Consider the following 18719-nt stretch of genomic DNA (forward strand, 5'->3'; position numbering starts at 1 on the left):
GCCGATCGCCTGGGCGACCAAGCGCGGCGCGGGCCGGCACGGTTCCCGGATTGTAGAGGGCAATCGCGGCGGGAAGGGAAAACGGCGCGCGGGGATCGGTCGGGCAGCCGGGACGGGACCGGGTCGATCCCCGCGCGAGAACGAGGCGATAGCGGGCAGGCGGCCCGCCCATCGCCCCCGAACTCGCGCGGTTTGAACGGGTCCCGCATGCGATGCGGCGGCCCGTGCCGCGACGCTCAGCGCACCGTGGCGGCCGGGCGTGCCCGGTCCGGCGCGGCGGGCATTGTCAACCGCGTCACCTGCAGTTGCGGGTCGGCGGCGATCTCGTGCTCGTCGAACGGCACGCGCAGCCAGTGACGCGCCGCGTAACGGCGCGTGCCGTCGGCGAAATGCGGCGAGGCCGGATCGTCCGATTCCGAATGCGCGAGCAGCGTATAGGCATCGGCGCCATGCGCGTCGAAGCTCACCACCTGCAGATAGCTGTTGCCGCCGACCGTGTCGGCCGAGATCGGCGCGTTCGCCCGGCTCTCGCCGTAGTGGCAGATCGAGGCGAAATAACCGAGGCCCGAGCAGCCGCCATAGAGCGGCACCGGCACGCCGTCGCGCGTCAGGTAGAGCGTCTCGCCGCGCGTCGCGTCGAGCGCGTAGCCCGCCTCGCCGACGGCCAGGATCGCCGCGCCGAAGGCCTCGGCCACGGCCGGCTCGCCCGCGCGGATGCCGGCCGGCGTGTGCAGCGGATCGGCCGGATCGAAGGGCCTCGCATAGAGCTTGCCGGCGTCGATTTTCTGGGCACGCTCCCAGAACCGATCCCACAGATAGGCACCGCGCGCGTCACGTTCGGCCGCGCCGTTCCAGGCTCGCAGGATCCGACACGCATCGGCGGTCTCGACCGTGCGCGGCGGCGTGAAGCTCGCGCCGCGCAGCGGATCGCGCGCGACCGTGATCCGTGCCGTCGCGCAGACCTGGTCGAGCACCGGCCGCTTGAACAGCGCGGCGGCCAGCGTGTCGCCCTCTAGCGTGAAGCGGCGCACCTCGGCGGCCGTCAGCGGCTCGCGCGCGGCGCCCTGCTCCGGCGCTGCGTCCGGCGCGGCGGCCTGGCCGGCAAGCTGCAGGCCGAGCCGCGCGCGCAGGTCGAGCGGCGCGACGCCGATCCCCATCACGCGCGGAAAACCGGTCAAGGGCGCCGCCGGGTTGGCGAGCCAATAGCTGTTGTTCATGTTGGCCACGAAGTCGCGCCGGGCCAGCATGGGCATCGCCGCGGCCGGCATCGAGCCGCGCTGGACCGCGGCGGCGTCGCCGCGCCAGGCGCAGGCCGCGCGCGAGCCGTCGAGGAACGGCACGCCCGGCAGCTTCGCGTCGACCACCTTGCCCAGCGGCGTGGTGCAGCGATCGGCCAGTTGATCGGGCACGTCCGGCACGTTGCCGACGTCGGCGTACCAGACCTCGGGCTGCCGGCGCCCGACCACCAGCGTATTGACCCAGGGCATCGCGGCCGAGGTCTTCAAGGTGGCGACGAAGGCATCCAGCGAGCCCGCGCGCCCGAAATCGAGGAAGGTCTGGAAGATCCGGTGGTTGTCGCGGTTCACGTCGCGCAGCGCGAAGGCCTGCCCACGCGTCCAGCCCAGCGCCGGCGACCACGACGACAGGTCGACCACCGGCCCGTATTCGGTGGTGTAGAGCGTGCGCGTCACGCCGCCCAGCGTGCCGTCGGGCTGCCGCACCGGCACCGTCAGCGTGATGGGCCGCATCGCGATGCGCCGGCCGTCGATCAGGTACTGGGTGGGATCGTCGTCGGCGAGCCTGAGTTGGAACACGCCGAAGCGACGCGCGCCCGATACCGTGTGGGTCCAGGCCACCTCGTCGTTGAAGCCGATCATGATCACGGGCACGCCCAGGAAGGACGCGCCGCTGACATCGAGCTGGCCCGGAATCGTCAGTTGTGCCTGGTAGAAGCGGTCCGGGCCGCTCCAGAACCAGTGCGGATTGCCGAACAGGATCGGCTCGCCGCCCGTCGCGTCGCGGCCGAAGGCCATGCCGTTGCTGCCGATGCCGTAATGGCCGCCGACATGCAGCTGGTCGGGGTCGAGCCCGGCCAGCGCGAGCGCGGCGGTATCGCGGGCGGCATGCGGGGCGGGTTGCAGAGCAGGCTGCGAGGCGGCCGGTGAAACGGGCTGCGGGACCGGTCGAAAGGCAGGCGGCCGCGCGCTCGGCTGCGCCGCCTGGGCGGCCGCCGGCGGATGCGCGTTGGCGATCGCCTCGACGAAGCGCGCCTCGCCGCCGGCCAGGTTGGCCGCGTTCAGGCGCCGGTAGATATCCGCATCGGTGATGTCCGCCAGCCAGGGCGCCGCGCGGCAGGCCAGGTGGCGCCCCGGCGCGCCGCCCGCGCGAAGCTCGCCGAGGTAACGGTCGTAGCCGGCCGCGAAACCGCGCACGAGCTGGCGGAATCGCTCGGGCTGGCTGTCGCGATAGCGCTCGATGCTGCCCGCCGAATCGGCCAGGCGGAAGAAGAAATCGGAATCCAGGTTGGTCGGCTCGCCCAGCGTCGAGCGTGCCACGGGCTTGCCCTGGGCGCCGAAATAACGCGAACGCTCGCCGCGGTAGGTGACGAAGGCCTCGGCCATGGTGCAGAGGTTGTCGCTGGCCTGCGCATAGCCGTAGCCATAACCGAGCGCCTCCCAATCTCCGGCCTCGATGTGCGGGATGCCGTCGGCGGTGCGCCGGATCAGCACCGTGTCGCCGCCGGTCTCGATCCGGGCCATGCCGGCCGCCGGTGCCGAGCCGGCGCAGCCGGCAATCGCGGCCACGCCCGCGAGCCCCGCCAACAGCGATAGCGCGGCCAGGCCATGACGAAGCAGCCGGCCGGATCGGCCAATCGCGCCGCGCCGCTTCGTTGAAACTGATAGGAACATGCTGATTCAATCCGTAATGCCATGCCGCGAGCGAGCCCTCGCGCGCGGCCGGTGATGTCGAATGCGAAGCGCCCGCGCTTGGCAGGCAGGCTTCGCCCTATCCCCAGTCGGACTATTGATTTGTTGTTATGAGACGCGTGCGATGACGCGATTGAACATCGGTGGCGGCTGCCGCGAATCCCGCCACGCGATGAATCGACTCGCATGATATATCGTTGCAGGCACAACGATCATCCTCGATTCCGGAATGATCCGCCCGACTCCCGCAGGATCATCCTCCCAGTTCCGGCAGGCCGCGAGCCGACCGTTCAGCCCGCGCCCTGCCGGTCCTCGTGCCCGGCCGCCCCGGCCAGCGCGGCCTCGCCGGGCGCCGGCCGCTGCTTCGGCCGGCAATCGGCGCAGTAGCCGTGCAGCACGAGATGGTGACCGGTCAGCAGGTAGCCCAGCGCATCGGCCGCGGCCTTCTCGCGGCCGTCGATCAGCGGGTCCGAGAACTCGTCCACCTTGCCGCAGCTCAGGCAGATGATGTGATCGTGGCGCTTGCCGTCGTTGAGCTCGAAGACGTGCCGGTTGCCGTCGAGCGTGCCGCTGGTCAGGATGCCCGCCTCGACGAATTGCGACAGCACGCGATACACCGTGGCGAGGCCGATGTCGATCTTCTCGGCCATCAGGTGGCGAAACACATCCTCGGCGCTGACGTGGCGCGGGCCCGCCGCCGCGAAGAACTCCAGCACCTTCACGCGCGGCAAGGTCGCCCGCAGCCCCGCTCCCTGCAATTGTTCGAGTACCGGCATCGGCATGGATGAATCGTCGAAGAGCGGACTTGCCGGGCCAGCCGCCGCGCGCATCGGCGCGGCGGCTTCGGCGAAATCCGTGGTCCGGGAAAATCCGGCGCGGCCCGAAGGCACCACACCGGCACGGCTGCACGGCAAGCCCCACCGCGCATGGGTGTTACGATAACCGACAAAAATGCAAATGAGAATCATTTGCACAAATCGCGACAGTTGCGCATCATATTGCGACCTCGAACAACGGAGCACTCCGACCATGACGCAAGCCAGTCCCGCCACCCTCGCCCATGCCACCCCGGCCGGCCGCGCGCTCGTCGACATCCTGCTGTCGCGACAATCGCATTTCCAGCTCGCCGAGCCGGCGCCGCGCGACGAGGAGATCGAGCTGATCTTCGACGCCGCGATGCGCGCGCCCGACCATGCGCAACTGCGCCCCTGGCGCTTCGCGCTGATCCGCGACGAGGCACGCGCCGAGCTGGCCGAGGTGCTGGTCGAGCTGGCCGCCGCGCGCGAGCCGCAACTCACGCGCGACGAACTCGAATCGCGCGGCGACACGGCCCGCTCGACGCCGCTGATCATCGCCGTGGCGGCGGCGATCCGCGAGGACGGCGGCATCCCCGAGGTCGAGCAACTGCTCTCGACGGGCGCCGCGACGATGAACATGCTGAACACGATCCATGCGCTCGGCTACGGCGCGTTCTGGATCACCGGTGACGACAGCTACGATCCCAAACTGCCCGCCGCGCTCGATTTCGAGCCCGGCGATCGCCTGCTCGGCTTCCTGCTGGTCGGCACGCCGGTGTCGCAGGATGCGCCGCCGCCGCGTCCCTCGCGCGCCGATCACGTGCGCGAGTGGCTCGGTCGTTCGTCAATCTGAGGTCGATCCGTCTGAATGAACCCGGGCCGCCCGGCGGCCCGGGCATCGCGCCCGGCGTCAATGCGTGCGGGCGCCGTCGTGCGTGGCGGCCAGGTCCTCCAGGCGCGTGCTGCCGCGATCCTCGTAGGTGAAGGCATCGCCGCGCGCGGTCTGGATGATCTGGCCGCGCTCGATGCGGATCACGCGATCGGCCACGTGGAAGTAGCGATCGTCGTGCGAGACCACGATCAGGGTCTTGCCCTGGCGCTTCAGCTCCGGCAGGAACACGGTGTAGAACACACGGCGGAAGGTCGGATCCTGGTCGGCGGCCCATTCGTCGAACATCATGATCGGGCGCTGCTCGAGCATCGCGTGCACCAGGGCCAGGCGCTTGCGCTGCCCGGTGGACAGGTCGATGGTCGAGAACACGCCGTCCTCGATCTTCACCTTGTGCGCGATCTCCAGTTGCTCCAGATAGGCCTGCGCGCGCGCGACCAGCGCCGGATCGTGCACCACCAGGTCCTCGAACAGGTGGTAGTCGGCGAACACCGCCGAATAGAGCTGCCGGTAGGCGTCCATGCGCTCGGCCGGCACCGGCTCGCCGTTGAACAGCAACTCGCCGTGCCCGGCCTCGTAGAGCCCGAGCAGCAGCTTGATCAGGGTGGTCTTGCCGCTGCCGTTCTCGCCGATCACGAACAGCATCTCGCCGCGCTCGATGCGCAGGTCGATCGGGCCGAGGCGGAACGGCGGCTGCTCGCCCACCGCCGGGAATTCCCAGCACGCGCGGCGCAGCTCGATCTCGCGCAGTTCGGCCAGCGGCGCCGGCGCCTCGCCGTCGAGCAGGCGCGCCTCGCGGTTGGTGAACTGCTCGGTCAGCTCGGCGATCCGCTGGAACGAGATGCGCGCCTGGCTCAGCGCCGGCAGGCTGCTGGCGATGGTCTCGACCGGGCCGCGCACGTACAGCAGCACGATCACGAAGCCGCTGACCACCTCCGGCGACACGCCCAGGCGCTGCTGCAGCAGGAGCAGCACGCCGATCACGATGAAGAACAGCGTGGTGACCGAGGCGCTCGCGCCGTAATAGAGGCGCATCGCCTTGATCTTCAGGTCGGCCACCTGGTCGGCCGCGCCCGCCAGGCGCACGCCGAACACGCGCTGGCGCCGGTCGCGGTTGATGCGCAGCTCCTTGGCGCCTTCGGTGATCGCCCGGTACTGCTTCTGCAGGTCGTCCTGCGCGCCGCGCACGCCGCGGTAGTACTGCCCCCACTTGAGGCTCGCGTACTGGTTGATCAGCGCGCCGACGATGATCGCCACCAGCGCGATCAGGAACAGCACCGGCGAGAGCACCAGCATGTAGGCCACGCAGCCGGCCGCGACGGCCGCCGCGACGGCGAAGTTCGGGAAGCTGAAGGTGAAGGCGCTGACGGTCTCGACGTCGCTGTTCAGTGTCGAGAGCAGGCGGTGCGTCTTGTAGCGCTCGAGCGCGGCCACCGGGGCGCACACGATGCGCGCGGAGATGTCCTTGCGCAGCGCGGCGATGATGCGCTGGCCCGTGACGCTGTTGCCGATCCCGGCGACGGCGCTGCAGAACAGCGTGACGAGGCAGAGCGCGACGAAGGTGACGGCCGTCTTCGTGCCGATGCCCTCGGGCGCATGCAGGCTGGTATTGATCACCGACAGCAGCCAGGCGGTGCAGAGGCCGCCCACGATGCCGAGCAGGGTCGCGATCAGCGTGATCGGCAGGAACGGCCGCAGCAGTTGGATCAGCGTGCCGCCGTAGTTCGCGCGCTGGGTGTCGCGCTGGTCGCGAGTCATCCGTGTTTCCTCGAGTTCATGGTGTGTTCTGGTGATGCCTTGCGTGGGTCGGGGCCCGGCTCGGGCGAGTGCCATGGCGCGTAGCGTAACGCGATCCCGCGACCGCGCGAACCGCCGGGCTGCCCTTCCTGGCGCCGGCCGGATCGGGAAGCGCGCTCGACTGCCGGCCGAATCCGCTCGTGGAATGCCCGGCCCGGGCGCACTGCCGCGATAATGATTCTTATTTGCAACTCGCGAATGATATTAGCTGGGCACCGAAATGGCAACCGCGCCGACGCGCCGCAAGCGGGTTTCCGCGCCGGCCGGCGCGGCTTTCGGCGTCTTCGGGGCAGCCCGTGGCGGGCCCTGGACAGGCCGTTCGGCCGGAACTGTCCGGCCCCGTTTGTTTCGATTGTGCGCACCCAAAATACTGGATATATTTACAGCACTGTATTGATAACCAGTATCGAGGTGAGCCATGGAACATCGCGTACGACTTGTCAACGACACCGACCGTCAGGTCTTCGCCTGGCTGCGCAGCCAGGCCGGTGATATCCGCGTCGCGCGGGCGCTGCATCAGCTCGGGCGCACGCGCAAGCCCTATGTCTCGGCGCTGTGCCGCTATCTCGGGCTGCGTCCGCCGCTCACGATCCAGCGTCCGGTACGCCGCGCCGCCGCCGACCACTCCGTCGGCGATCACTACCTCGCGCTGATCCGTCAGCACCTCGCCAGTCATGCGGCCCGCTGAGCCTTGCGCCGGCTGGCGCGTCTCCATTGCCACCACGCTGGCCTCCCGTTCGGGCGAGGCGTCGCGCCGCCGTGCCTTCACGCTCGGCGCACCGCAGCGTCATGCGCGGCACGCAACGTCCTATCGCGACTATCGCGACGCCCCGCGCATCGGGGCCGAGGTGGATCTGGCGGAGCCGCTCGCCGGCGCGGCCTGAGAATGAATGGCGGGGAAAGGCCGGCATGAATGGATACGCCGGTTTCGCGCTTCGCGCGGCGGCCGGGGCTTGCGGCGCCGCTCGCGAGACCATGCCTGAATCGGGCGAGCGGCCTTGCACCGCTCGCCATGTCTACCGCGTTTCAGGGGCTCAGGGCTTCATGCTGCCCGTGCGCACGAAGCGCTCGTGCCAGGACAACGCCTCGCCCAGCAGATGCGGCGTCTGCTTGCCGAAGCTCTCGCGGCTCGCGCGTTCGAAGTAGTCGGCCAGCATCGGGCGGAAGTCCGGATGCGCACAGGTATCAATGATCTTGCGCGCACGCTGGCGCGGCGACAGCCCGCGCAAGTCCGCCAGGCCCTGTTCGGTCACCACCACGCCCACGTCGTGCTCGGTGTGATCGACATGGCTGGCCATCGGCACGATCCGCGAAATCGTGCCGCCCTTCGCGGTACTCGCCGACATGAAGCAGGACAGGTAACCGTTGCGCGCGAAGTCGCCCGAGCCGCCGATGCCGTTCTGGATCTTCGTGCCCATCACGTGCGTCGAGTTCACGTTGCCGTAGATGTCGGCCTCGATCATGCCGTTCATCGCGATGCAGCCTAGCCGGCGCACCAGTTCCGGGTGATTGCTGATCTCCTGCGGGCGCAGCAGGATCTTCGAGCGGAACAGCGCGATGTCGTCGGCGAAGCGCTTCACCGCCTCGGGGCTCAGCGACAGCGCGGTGGCCGAGGCGAAGCTCAGCGTGCCGTTGGCGAGCAGGTCGAGCATGCCGTCCTGGATCACTTCCGTGTAGGCGCTCAGGTTCGTGAAACCGCCCTCGCCGAGCCCCGCCAGCACCGCGTTGGTGATGTTGCCCACGCCCGATTGCAGCGGCAGCAGGTTCGCCGGCAGGCGGCCGCGGCCGATCTCGTGGCGCAGGAAGTCGATCAGGTGGGCCGCGATCTGCTTGGAGGTGGCGTCCGGCGCGTTGAAGGCATTGCTGCGATCGGGCGCGTCGGTCTCGACGATCGCGATGATCTTCTCGGCCGGGCAACGCAGGTACGGTTCGCCGATCCGGTCGTCGGCGGCCACCAGCGGGATCGGCTTGCGATGCGGCGGCAGCGCGGTGCCGTAGTAGATGTCGTGCATGCCGTCGAGGCCGAGCGGCTGCCGCGTATTCACCTCGAGGATCACCTTCTTGGCCTGGTCGAGCCAGGTCTTGTTGTTGCCGACCGAAGCCGAGGGAATCAGCAGCCCGTCCTCGCGAATGCCTGCCACTTCCACCACGGCCACGTCCAGGTCGCCGAACAGCCCGAACCAGGCGTATTGCGCGACATGGCTCAGGTGGATGTCCTGGTAGTCGAGTTCGCCGGCATTGATCTTCTCGCGCAGGATCGGATCCGATTGATACGGCAGGCGCATCGAGATGCCGTCCGCCTTGGCCAGCGCGCCATCGAGTTCGGGTGCCGTCGAGGCGCCGGTCAGCACGTTGATCCGGAAGTCCTCGCCGCGCGCATGCGCGGCCGAGATGCGCGTCGCCAGCGCGGCGGGCACGGCCTTCGGGTAGCCGGAGCCGGTGAAGCCGCTCATCGCGACCGTCATGTTCGGCGCGATCAGCGCGGCGGCTTCGTCGGCGGTGCGGATCAGGGAGCGCAGGGATTCGGCAAGGATTCGGGATGTGGGCATGGCGGAAATCGAACGGGTCTGTTGGTATCGCGTCGAGCGGCGCCGCGGCGGGGTGTCTCGGAAGCGGCGCGTGGCCTGGCGGCTTGCGGCGGCAGGCCGAGGGCAGGACACGGCGCGCAGTATCGCCCAGGCCGCCGCCGGCATAGAGGCGCCGTGCTGCAAAACTGCATTGCCGGATTCGCTCGGTATCCGGGCGCCAACGGCATGCAACGCGGCGCGAAACGGGTTGCTTCCGCGCTGCTTCCGAATGCTTCCATGCCGCGCCGAGCCCCGCCCGAATTGTGTCTCCGCCGTAAGCCATCGTTGTGGACTGGAAATACTTTAGATTGCCAATTGAAATATTTTCGGCAACTATCGACCAGCGCGTTTTGCCGCACGAGACGACGCGCGGCGCCAATTCACAAAACAAATCCCTCTCGCGATCCGATGAACAAGCCCAGACTTCTGCCCTACGTTTCCGCGGTGCTCGCGGCCACGTTGATGGGTGCATGCGGTGGCGACACCGAAACATCCGCCCCCACCGCCTCCACCCCGCCCGCCACCACCGACTCCACCTGCCTGGCGATCGACAGCAGCGGCTCGACCGCCGTGGTCGGCTCGAGCCAGCCCGGCGACCCGTCCCTGCCCGAGCCCGCTTCCGGCTATCGCAAGGGCCTCAAGCCGATCACCGCGAAAAGCTACCTGGTGGCCACCTCGAACGCCTACGCGAGCGCGGCCGGTTGCGCGGTGCTGCGCAAGGGCGGCACCGCCGCCGACGCGGCGGTGGCCGTGCAGGCCGTGCTCGGCCTGACCGTGCCCGAGGCGACCGGCCTCGGCTCGGGCGGCGTGCTGCTCTACTTCGATGCGCGCAACAAGACGCTGCAGGCCTACGACGGCCGCGAGACGGCACCGGCCGCCGCCACCGAGAACTACCTGCGCTATGTCGACGACACCAGCGACCAGTCCGCGCCGGTGCCGAGCGCGCGCGCGAGCGGCCGCTCGATCGGCACCATCGGCGTGCCGCGCCTGATCGAGTTGCTGCAGCGCGACCACGGCAAGCTGCAATGGCGCGACCTGTTCGGCGACGCGATCTCGCTGGCCAGCAACGGCTTCCCGATCGGCGGCCGGCTGGCGGCCGCGATCTCCTCGAACGCCGCGAGCCTGAAGCGCGACGCCGAGGCCGCCGCCTACTTCCTCAATGCGGACGGCTCACCGAAGGCGCTCGGCACCGTGCTGAAGAACCCCGCCTATGCCGATGCGCTGACGCAGATGGCACAGAACGGCGCGAATGCGCTCTACTCGGGTGCGATCGCACAGGACATCGTCGCCAAGATCGCCACCACCACGGGCGCCGACGGCTCGAAGATCACCCCGGGCAAGACCACCCTGGCCGACCTCGCGGCCTACCAGGCCAAGCGCCGCGACGCGATCTGCACCACCTATCGCGGCAGCTACTGGGTCTGCGGGATGCCGCCGCCGTCGTCGGGCGGGATCGCGGTGGCCTCGGCGCTCGGCATCCTGGAGAACTTCGACCTGAAGTCGATGGGTCCGGCGGCGATCGACCTCGAAGGCGGCAAGCCGAGCGTGCAGGGCGTGCACCTGATCACCGAGGCCGAGCGCCTGGCCTATGCCGACCGCGACAAGTACGTGGCCGACACGGACTTCATCCCGCTGCCCGGCGGCAGCGCCGACACCATGCTGAACAAGCCCTACCTGAAGCAGCGGGCGGCCCTGATCAGCACCACCAGGAGCATGGGCACGGCGCAGCCCGGCGATCTCGGCGCGATTCCGCTCGGCGTCGATACCACCCTGATCGAGCACGGCACCAACCAGTTCACCATCGTCGACGGCGACGGCAACGTGCTGAGCGCGACCACCACGGTGGAATCGAGCATGGGTTCGTTCCACATGACGCACGGCTTCCTGCTCAACAACCAGTTGACCGACTTCTCCGCCTCGCCCACCGACAGCAACGGCGCGCTGGTCGCGAATCGCGTACAGCCGGGCAAGCGGCCGCGCAGCTCGATGGCGCCGACCATCGTGTTCAAGGTCGCGGCGGACGGCTCGAAGGGTGATTTCGTGATGGCGACCGGCTCGCCCGGCGGCGGCACGATCCCGCAATACGTGCTGAAGACGCTGGTCGGCACGCTCGACTGGGGGCTCGACGCGCAGCAGTCGGCCGGGCTGATCGACTTCGGCGCCAGCAACAGCCCGACCACCACGATCGGCGGCGAGCATCCGAACGTCGACACCAGCAACGGCGGCGCGAACGATCCGCTGATCGCGGGGCTCAAGGCGCTCGGCCACACCGTCTCGACCTCGGCGCAGGCCAGCGGCGTGAACACCGTGCTGCGCATCCAGCGCAACGGCATGAACCTGCTGCAAGGCGGCACCGATCCGCGTCGCGAGGGGGTGGTGCTGGGGGATACCATCACGCCCTGACCGCGTGACGATGCGGTTCGCCGCGCTGCCCGACCGGCATCGCGGCGAACCGCCTTGGCATTCAACGCCGCGTGACAGCGGCGCGCCGAACCGGCCGGCATCGCGCCGGCCTGCTCATCTCAATACACATCGCGCAGATAGCGCCGCTCCTTCGACATCCGCGCCACATACTCCCCCGCCCTCGCCTCGTCCATGCCGCCATGCGCGGCGATCACGTCCTTCAGCGCCAGATCGACATCCTTGGCCATCCGCGAGGCATCCCCGCAGACGTAGAAATGCGCACCGGCCTCCAGCCAGGACCACAGCTCGGCGCCGCGCTCGCGCATGCGGTCCTGCACGTAGACCTTGCTTTCCTGATCGCGCGAGAAGGCCAGGTCCAGGTGCGTGAGCAGGCCGTCCTCGCGCATCGCGGCCAGTTCGTCCCGGTAGTAGAAATCGGTGGCCGCGTGCTGCTCGCCGAAGAACAGCCAGTTCCGCCCGCTCGCGCCGCGCGCGCGCCGCTCGTGCAGGAAGCCGCGGAACGGCGCGATGCCGGTGCCGGGCCCGACCATCACGATCGGCACCTCGCCGCTCGCGGGCGGCCGGAAGTGCGCGGACTTCTGCACGAACACCGGCACACCGCCGTCGCCGGCACGATCGGCCAGGAAGGTCGAGGCCACGCCCTTGCGCTCGCGCCGCCCATTGCTGTAGCGCACCGCCGAGACGGTCAGGTGCACCTCGTCGCGATGCGCGGCCGGGCTCGACGCGATCGAATACAGGCGCGGCTGCATCCGCTTGAGCATGCCGACCAGCTCGGCCGCCGACAGATCGACCGGGAATTCGTGCAGCACGTCGGCCAGTTGTTGCCCCCACAACCAGTTCTTGAGATCGCCCTTGCGCTCGTCCGACAGCAGCGACTTCAGCGCGCCGTTGCTGCTGCGCTCGGCGATCAAGGCGAGCGCATCGGGATGCGGGCGGGTGATGTCGAGATGCCGGCCCAGCGCATCGGCCAGCCGCACGTCGCCGACGCCGCTCACCGTCACGGGTGTATCCCCCGAGAGCCTGGTCAGGCCCAGCAGCTCGTCGACCACCGAGGGGCAGTTGGTCGGCCAGATGCCGAGCGCGTCGCCCGCCTCGTATTCGAGCGCGGTGCCCTCGGTCGACAGCGACAGGTAGCGCGTGTCCTTGGCCGCGCCGGGCTGGTTCAGCTTCAGGTTGGCCACCAGCTTCGAGGTCGCCGGCCGCGCCTTGGTGGGCAGCAGCGAGGGAATCGCACCGCCGTCGGGCACGGCGTGCAGCGCCGCGTCGACCGCCTTGATGCGCGCGATCACGCGCTCCAGCCAGCTATCGGCGGCGGGCTGGAACTCGACGTCGCAATCGACGCGCTCGCCCAGGCGCTCGCCGCCCAGCTCGGCCAGCCGCGCGTCGAGCCGGCGGCCGTGGCCGCAGAACGCGTCGTAGTTGCGGTCGCCGAAGGCCAGCACCGCGTAGCGCAGGCCCTCGACGCGCGCCGCGTCCTCTGCCGCGAGCGCGTCCCAGAACGCGGCGCCGTTGTCGGGCGCGTCGCCGTCGCCGAAGGTGCTCGTCATCAGCAGCGCGTATTGCGCGTTCGCGAACACGGCGGGCGTGGCATCGGCCATGCAGGCCACGCGAATCTCGAACCCCGAGTTCATCAGCAGCGTGGCGTACAGCTCGGTCAGCGATTCGATGTTGCCGGTCTGCGAGGCCCAGAGCAGCACCACCTTCGGCCGCGCATGGACGATCCGCACGCCGGCCGCGGCATCCTGCGCCTCGATCGCGCCGCCCGCGCCCGGGATGGGCAAACCGGCCCCGGGCACGGCCGGCAACTCGGCGCGCGGCGCGCGGCTGTAGAGCCCGGCCAGCATGCCGTCGAGCCACAGGCGCGTGGCCGGCGCGCAAGGCGCGTTACCCGGCAGCACCGGCACGCCATCGGCGGGCGCGGCGCGCAGGCCGTTGAGAAAGCCGGCGAGATAGACGCGTTCGGCATCGCTCAGGCGCGGCGCGGCGAGATCCTGCAGGCCGAGCGCGGCCGCGAAGGTGTCGAGAGCTGCGGACATGGTCGATTCCTGGTGCGCGGCCGCCGCGATCGGAGCGGCGGCCTGCGGGTTCGATTCAGGGGCCGCGCCGGCGGCTTGCGCCGGCGCGACGGCGGCCGCGGACGCAACCCGCGTCAGCGACACCGCGCAGAATTTCAGTTCGGGTTGCAGCGAGATCGGATCGACGGCGTCGCTGGTCAGGGCGTTGACGCAGAGATCGTCGCCATACACGTCGTTCCAGTGCATCGGCGCGAAGGCCGCGCCCGGCAGCACGCGGTCGGTCACCACCGCCGGCAGCACCGCGCGACCGCGCCGCGAACGCAGCTCGACGCTGTCGTTGGCGGCGATGCCCAGCGCCGCCGCGTCCTCGGGATGCACCTCGACGAAGGGCTTGGGGTTCAGCTTGTTGAGCATCGCCACCTTGCCGGTCTTGGTCATGGTGTGCCACTGGTGCTGCAGGCGCCCGGTGTTGAGCACGATCGGGAATTCGGCGCTGGGCAGGTCCGTCGCCTCGGCATGAGGGCGCGCGAGAAAACGCGCGCGGCCGGAAGGCGTCGGGAACACCAGGGCCGGCACGCTGCCGTCCCCGGCCACGCGCAGCGGCTGGCTCACGCCGTCGTTGAGGTAGCGCAGCGGGTGGCGGTCGTTCGCATCGTCGGGCGGACAGGGCCATTGCAGCGGCGTCGCGCGCAGGGCGCGGTGGCTCGCGCCGCGCAGGTCGTAGCCCGTCCTCGGGTTCGAGAAGCGCACGATCTCGTCGAACACCTGCTCGGCCGAGTCGTAGTCGAAGGCCTCGCGAAACCCCATCTCGCGCGCCACCGCCGCCACCATCGCCCAGTCGGCGCGCGCCTCGCCGGGCGGCTCGATGGCCTGCCGCGTCAGCGTCAGGTTGCGCTCCGAGTTGATCATCACGCCCTCGGCCTCGGCCCACAGCGCGCCCGGCAGCAGGATGTCGGCGTAACGGTTGGTCTCGGTATCGAGGAAGGCATCCTGCGCGATCACCAGCTCGGCCGCCTGCAAGCCGGCGATCGCCTTGGCGCGGTTGGCCACGGTCGCCACCGGGTTGGTGCAGATGATCCAGCAGGCCTTGATCTCGCCCGCGGCCATCTTCTCGAACATGTCGATGGTGCCGCCTCCGCCGCCGTCGCGACGCAGCGTGCCGGCCGGCAGGCGCCAGACCTCCTCCACGAAGCGGCGGTCCTCGTCGTCGAGCAGGCTGCGCTGGCCCGGCAGGCCCGGGCCCATGTAGCCCATCTCGCGCCCGCCCATCGCGTTGGGCTGCCCGGTCAGCGAGAACGGCCCGCTGCCGGGCCGGCAGATCGCGCCGGTGGCCAGGTGCAGGTTGCAGATCGCATTGGTCTGCCAGGTGCCGCGCGTGCTCTGGTTCAGGCCCATGGTCCAGCAGCTCATCCAGTCGCGCGCCTCGCCGATCATGCTCGCGGCGCGGCGGATGTCGGCCTCGGCCAGGCCGGTGATGGCGGCCACCTTGTCGGGCGTGTAGTCGGCCAGGAAGGCCGGCATCGCCTCCCAGCCTTCGGTATGCGCCTCGATGAAGGCCGCGTCGGCATGGCCTTCGGCATGCAGCAGATGCAGCAGACCGTTGAGCAGGGCGAGGTCGGTGCCGGGCTTGATCTGCAGGAACAGCGAGGCCTTGTCGGCGGTGGTGTTGCGGCGCGGGTCCACCACGATCAGCCTGGCGCCCGCCTTGACGCGATCCATCATGCGCAGGAACAGGATCGGGTGGCAATCGGCCATGTTCGCGCCGATCACGAAGAACAGCCCGGCGCGGTCGAAATCCTGGTACGAGCCGGGCGGGCCGTCGGCGCCCAGCGAGAGCTTGTAGCCGCTGCCGGCGCTGGCCATGCAGAGCCGCGAGTTCGACTCGACGTGCGAGGTGCGGATGTAGCCCTTGGCGAGCTTGTTGACGAGGTATTGCGCCTCGATCGACATCTGCCCCGACACGTAGAAGGACAGCGCATCGGGTCCGTGCGTGTCGAGCACCTCGCGCAGCCGCCGCGCGGTCTCGACGATCGCCTCGTCCACCGCCAGCGGCACCGGATCGCGTTCGCGCGCGTCGCGCAGGTAGGCCGTTTCCAGCCGCCCGGCATGACGCAGCGCGACGTGCGCCGACGAGCCCTTGGTGCAGAGCCGGCCGAAGTTCGACGGGTGCTCGGTATCGCCCGATACCTTGACCACCTCGCCGTCCTCGACATGCAGCACCATCCCGCAGCCGACGCCGCAGTAAGGACACACCGTCTTCACGCTCGTGCTCGCCATGCCTGCTCCGTGTTCGCCCGCCTGTTCCCCGCCGATCCGTTCTGTCCCGTGCCGCCGCGCTCAGGCCGTGCCGACCCAGACCAGCCCGTCCTCGATGCGCGAGGCATAGACGCCGACCGATTTCTCGGGCGCCTCCACGCACTCGCCGGTGCGCAGGTCGAAGTGCTGCTTGAACAGCGGCGAGGCCACCACCACGCGCTCGCCGAGGCTGCCGACCAGGCCGCGCGAGAGCACCGCGGCGCGCGAATGCGGGTCGATGTTGTCGATCGCGTAGATGTCCACGGCGCCGTCGCCGGCCTCGACGCGGAACACGGCGACCTGGCCGCCGTTGACGAGCGCGCAGACGCCCGTGTTAGGCACGATGTCGTTCAGTTGGCAGACGGGTGTCCAGCTCGAGGCGGACGAGGTGGACGAAGCGGTCGATGGTGCTTGCATCAGGGTTCTCCGGAATTCGTGATGAGTGGGCGGCCCTCAGGCCGTCACGGCTTCGGCGGCGGCCGGCGCCTCGGCGCGTTCCTCGGGCGTCGCCGGCCGGATCTGGCCGCGTTCCTCGACGAAGGCTATGGTGGTGTCGGCCGCCTCGCTGTTGACGAAATGGCGGAAGCGGCGGCGCGTGGCCGGGTCGCTCACGGCCTTCTTCCACTCGCACTCGTAGGTCTCGACCACGTGCGCCATCTGCGCCTCGAGTTCCTCGGCGAGGCCGAGCCGGTCGTTGACCACCACGTCGATCAGGTAGTCGAGCCCGCCCTCGAGGTTGTCGCGCCAGGTGCTGGTGCGCTGCAGGCGATCCGCGGTGCGGATGTAGAACATCAGGAAGCGGTCGACGTAGCGGATCAGGGTCTCGCGATCGAGGTCGGAAGCCAGCAGCTCGGCGTGGCGCGGCTTCATCCCGCCGTTGCCGCAGACATAGAGGTTCCAGCCCTTCTCGGTGGCGATCACGCCGACGTCCTTGCCCTGCGCCTCGGCGCATTCGCGGGTGCAGCCCGACACGCCGAACTTGATCTTGTGCGGCGCGCGCAGGCCCTTGTAGCGGTTCTCCAGGTCGATCGCGAGGCCGACCGAATCGCCCACGCCGTAGCGGCACCAGGTCGAGCCCACGCAGGACTTCACGGTGCGCAGCGACTTGCCGTAGGCATGGCCCGACTCGAAACCGGCCGCGATCAGCTCCTCCCAGATCAGCGGCAGTTGCTCGACGCGCGCGCCGAACAGGTCGACGCGCTGGCCGCCGGTGATCTTGGTATAGAGGCCGTACTTCTTCGCCACCTGGCCCACCGCGATCAGGCCTTCGGGCGTGACCTCGCCGCCCGGCATGCGCGGCACCACCGAATAGGTGCCGTCGCGCTGGATGTTGGCCAGGTAGTAGTCGTTCGAATCCTGCAGGCTCGCGTGCTCGCGCTTGAGCACGAACTCGTTCCAGCAGGAGGCCAGGATCGAGGCCGCGGTGGGCTTGCAGATATCGCAGCCGAGCCCCTTGCCGTACTTCGCCAGCAGCTCGCCGAAGCTGCGGATGCCCTCCACGCGCACCAGGTGGTAGAGCTCCTGGCGCGAATAGGCGAAGTGCTCGCAGAGGTGATTGTTGACGGCCAGGCCCTGCTTCTTCATCTCGGCCTTCATCACCTGGGTGACCAGCGGCACGCAGCCGCCGCAGGAGGTGCCGGCGCCGGTGCAGGACTTCAGCGCGCCGACCGAGGTCGCGCCGTTGGCCACCGCCTCACAGAGCCGGCCCTTCGAGACGTTGTTGCAGGAGCAGATCTGCGCCGTGTCCGGCAGCGCGTCGACGCCCAGGCCCGGCTTGGCGGCGCCGTCCGATTGCGGCAGGATCAGCGCCTCGGGCTCGGCCGGCAGCTCGATGCGGTTCAGCATCATCTGCAGCAGCGTGCCGTATTCGGCCGCGTCGCCCACCAGCACCGCGCCGAGCAGTTGCTTGCCGTCGGCCGAGGTGACCAGCTTCTTGTAGACCTCGCGGCGCCCGTCCGCGTACTGCACCACGCGGCAGCCCGCGGTCTTCGCGTGCGCGTCGCCGATGCTGGCCACGTCCACGCCCATCAGCTTGAGCTTGGTGCTCAGGTCGGCGCCGGCGAACACGGCGTCGCCGCCCGCCAACTGCTGCGCGACCACCCGCGCCATGTCGTAGCCCGGCGCCACCAGGCCGAAGGTCTGGCCGTTCCAGGCCGCGCATTCGCCGATCGCGTAGATGTCGGCATCGCTGGTGCGGCAGGCGCTGTCGATCGCGATCCCGCCGCGCGGGCCGATCTCCAGGCCGCAGTCGCGCGCGAGCTGGTCGCGCGGGCGGATGCCGGCCGAGAACACGATCATGTCGGTGTCCAGATGGCTGCCGTCGGCGAAGCGCATGCGATGCGTGCCCGCCTCGCCGTCGACGATCTCCAGCGTGTTCCGGCCGGTATGCACCTGCACGCCGAGCGCCTCGATCCGGCCGCGCAGCATGCTGCCGCCGCCCTCGTCGACCTGCACCGCCATCAGGCGCGGCGCGAACTCCACCACGTGCGTGTCGAGGCCCATGTCGCGCAGCGCCTTGGCGCATTCGAGGCCGAGCAGCCCGCCGCCCACCACCACGCCCGAGCTGGCGCGCGCCCCGCAGGCCTGCATCGCGACCAGGTCCTCGATGGTGCGGTAGACGAAGCAATCCTCGCGATCGCGGCCCGGCACGGGCGGCACGAAGGGCGAGGAGCCGGTGGCGAACACCAGCTTGTGGTAGGCGATGGTCTCGCCGTCGGCGAGCGTGACGGTGCGCGCGGCGCGGTCGATCGCGGCGGCGGCGGTGCCCAGGCGCAGCTCGAATTGCGGATGCGCCTCGAAGAAGCCCGGCGCGACCAGCGAGAGATCCTCGGCCGACTTGCCGGCGAAGAATTCGGAAAGATGGACGCGATCGTAGGCGGGACGCGGTTCCTCGCACAGCACGATGACGCGCCAGGCTTGCCCCGGCATGGCGGCGAGCGATTCGAGCAGCTTGTGGCCGACCATCCCGTGACCGATGACGACGATAGGGTTCATGGTGCGTTTCTCCG

11 protein-coding genes are annotated in these 18719 nt (G+C 69.8%); 4 read left to right on the forward strand and 7 right to left on the reverse strand.

The annotated features are described in order from the left end of the window. Positions 1–236 precede the first annotated feature (236 nt). Positions 237–2909, reverse strand: a complete 2673-nt coding sequence (locus tag FB600_RS01355; RefSeq protein WP_145756108.1) for a penicillin acylase family protein — start codon at positions 2907–2909, stop codon at positions 237–239. 308 nt (positions 2910–3217) lie between these two features. Further along, on the reverse strand, positions 3218–3709 hold the full coding sequence (locus FB600_RS01360; protein ID WP_060002151.1) for a Fur family transcriptional regulator: 492 nt from the start codon (positions 3707–3709) through the stop codon (positions 3218–3220). A 247-nt stretch (positions 3710–3956) separates the two neighbouring features. Here FB600_RS01360 and FB600_RS01365 point away from each other — a divergent pair, with 247 nt between their 5' ends. Continuing rightward, positions 3957–4577, forward strand: a complete 621-nt coding sequence (locus FB600_RS01365; RefSeq protein ID WP_096751257.1) for a nitroreductase — start codon at positions 3957–3959, stop codon at positions 4575–4577. Positions 4578–4634: 57 nt separating this feature from the next. Here FB600_RS01365 and FB600_RS01370 read toward each other — a convergent pair whose 3' ends face one another. Further along, on the reverse strand, positions 4635–6371 hold the full coding sequence (locus tag FB600_RS01370; RefSeq protein ID WP_017919640.1) for a cyclic peptide export ABC transporter: 1737 nt from the start codon (positions 6369–6371) through the stop codon (positions 4635–4637). A gap of 457 nt (positions 6372–6828) precedes the next feature. On the opposite strand from FB600_RS01370, the gene FB600_RS01375 reads away from it, so the two are divergent. Together FB600_RS01375 and FB600_RS01380 are read left to right on the forward strand one after the other, a co-directional pair. Further along, entirely contained in the window at positions 6829–7098 is a 270-nt protein-coding gene (locus FB600_RS01375; RefSeq protein WP_036056077.1) for a hypothetical protein, read from the forward strand. Continuing rightward, positions 7085–7294 carry a hypothetical protein gene (locus FB600_RS01380; RefSeq protein ID WP_096751258.1) on the forward strand — a complete coding sequence of 70 codons (210 nt, stop codon included), beginning with the start codon at positions 7085–7087 and terminating at the stop codon, positions 7292–7294. Before FB600_RS01375 ends, FB600_RS01380 begins: the two co-directional genes overlap by 14 nt. A gap of 150 nt (positions 7295–7444) precedes the next feature. Here the strand turns inward: FB600_RS01380 and FB600_RS01385 are convergent, their stop codons facing one another. Then, positions 7445–8959: an acetyl-CoA hydrolase/transferase family protein gene (locus FB600_RS01385; protein ID WP_013690444.1), complete on the reverse strand. Its 1515-nt coding sequence runs from the start codon at positions 8957–8959 to the stop codon at positions 7445–7447. 426 nt (positions 8960–9385) lie between these two features. Between FB600_RS01385 and FB600_RS01390 the strand changes: the two genes are divergently transcribed. Further along, positions 9386–11380, forward strand: a complete 1995-nt coding sequence (locus FB600_RS01390) for a gamma-glutamyltransferase family protein (protein ID WP_145756109.1) — start codon at positions 9386–9388, stop codon at positions 11378–11380. A 119-nt stretch (positions 11381–11499) separates the two neighbouring features. Here the strand turns inward: FB600_RS01390 and FB600_RS01395 are convergent, their stop codons facing one another. From FB600_RS01395 to nirB, 3 genes are read right to left on the reverse strand one after another with little or no spacing between them, the layout of a single operon-like run. After that, positions 11500–15693, reverse strand: coding sequence for a bifunctional nitrate reductase/sulfite reductase flavoprotein subunit alpha (locus tag FB600_RS01395; RefSeq protein ID WP_145756110.1), 4194 nt, complete (start codon positions 15691–15693; stop codon positions 11500–11502). A 60-nt stretch (positions 15694–15753) separates the two neighbouring features. Next, positions 15754–16128, reverse strand: a complete 375-nt coding sequence (nirD, locus tag FB600_RS01400; protein WP_145756111.1) for a nitrite reductase small subunit NirD — start codon at positions 16126–16128, stop codon at positions 15754–15756. A gap of 36 nt (positions 16129–16164) precedes the next feature. Next, positions 16165–18705 (reverse strand): nitrite reductase large subunit NirB, encoded by a 2541-nt coding sequence (gene nirB / locus FB600_RS01405; protein WP_145756112.1) that lies wholly within the window; start codon positions 18703–18705, stop codon positions 16165–16167. Positions 18706–18719 lie beyond the last annotated feature (14 nt).

Source organism: Burkholderia sp. SJZ089, from assembly GCF_007828315.1.
GTDB lineage: Bacteria > Pseudomonadota > Gammaproteobacteria > Burkholderiales > Burkholderiaceae > Burkholderia > Burkholderia gladioli.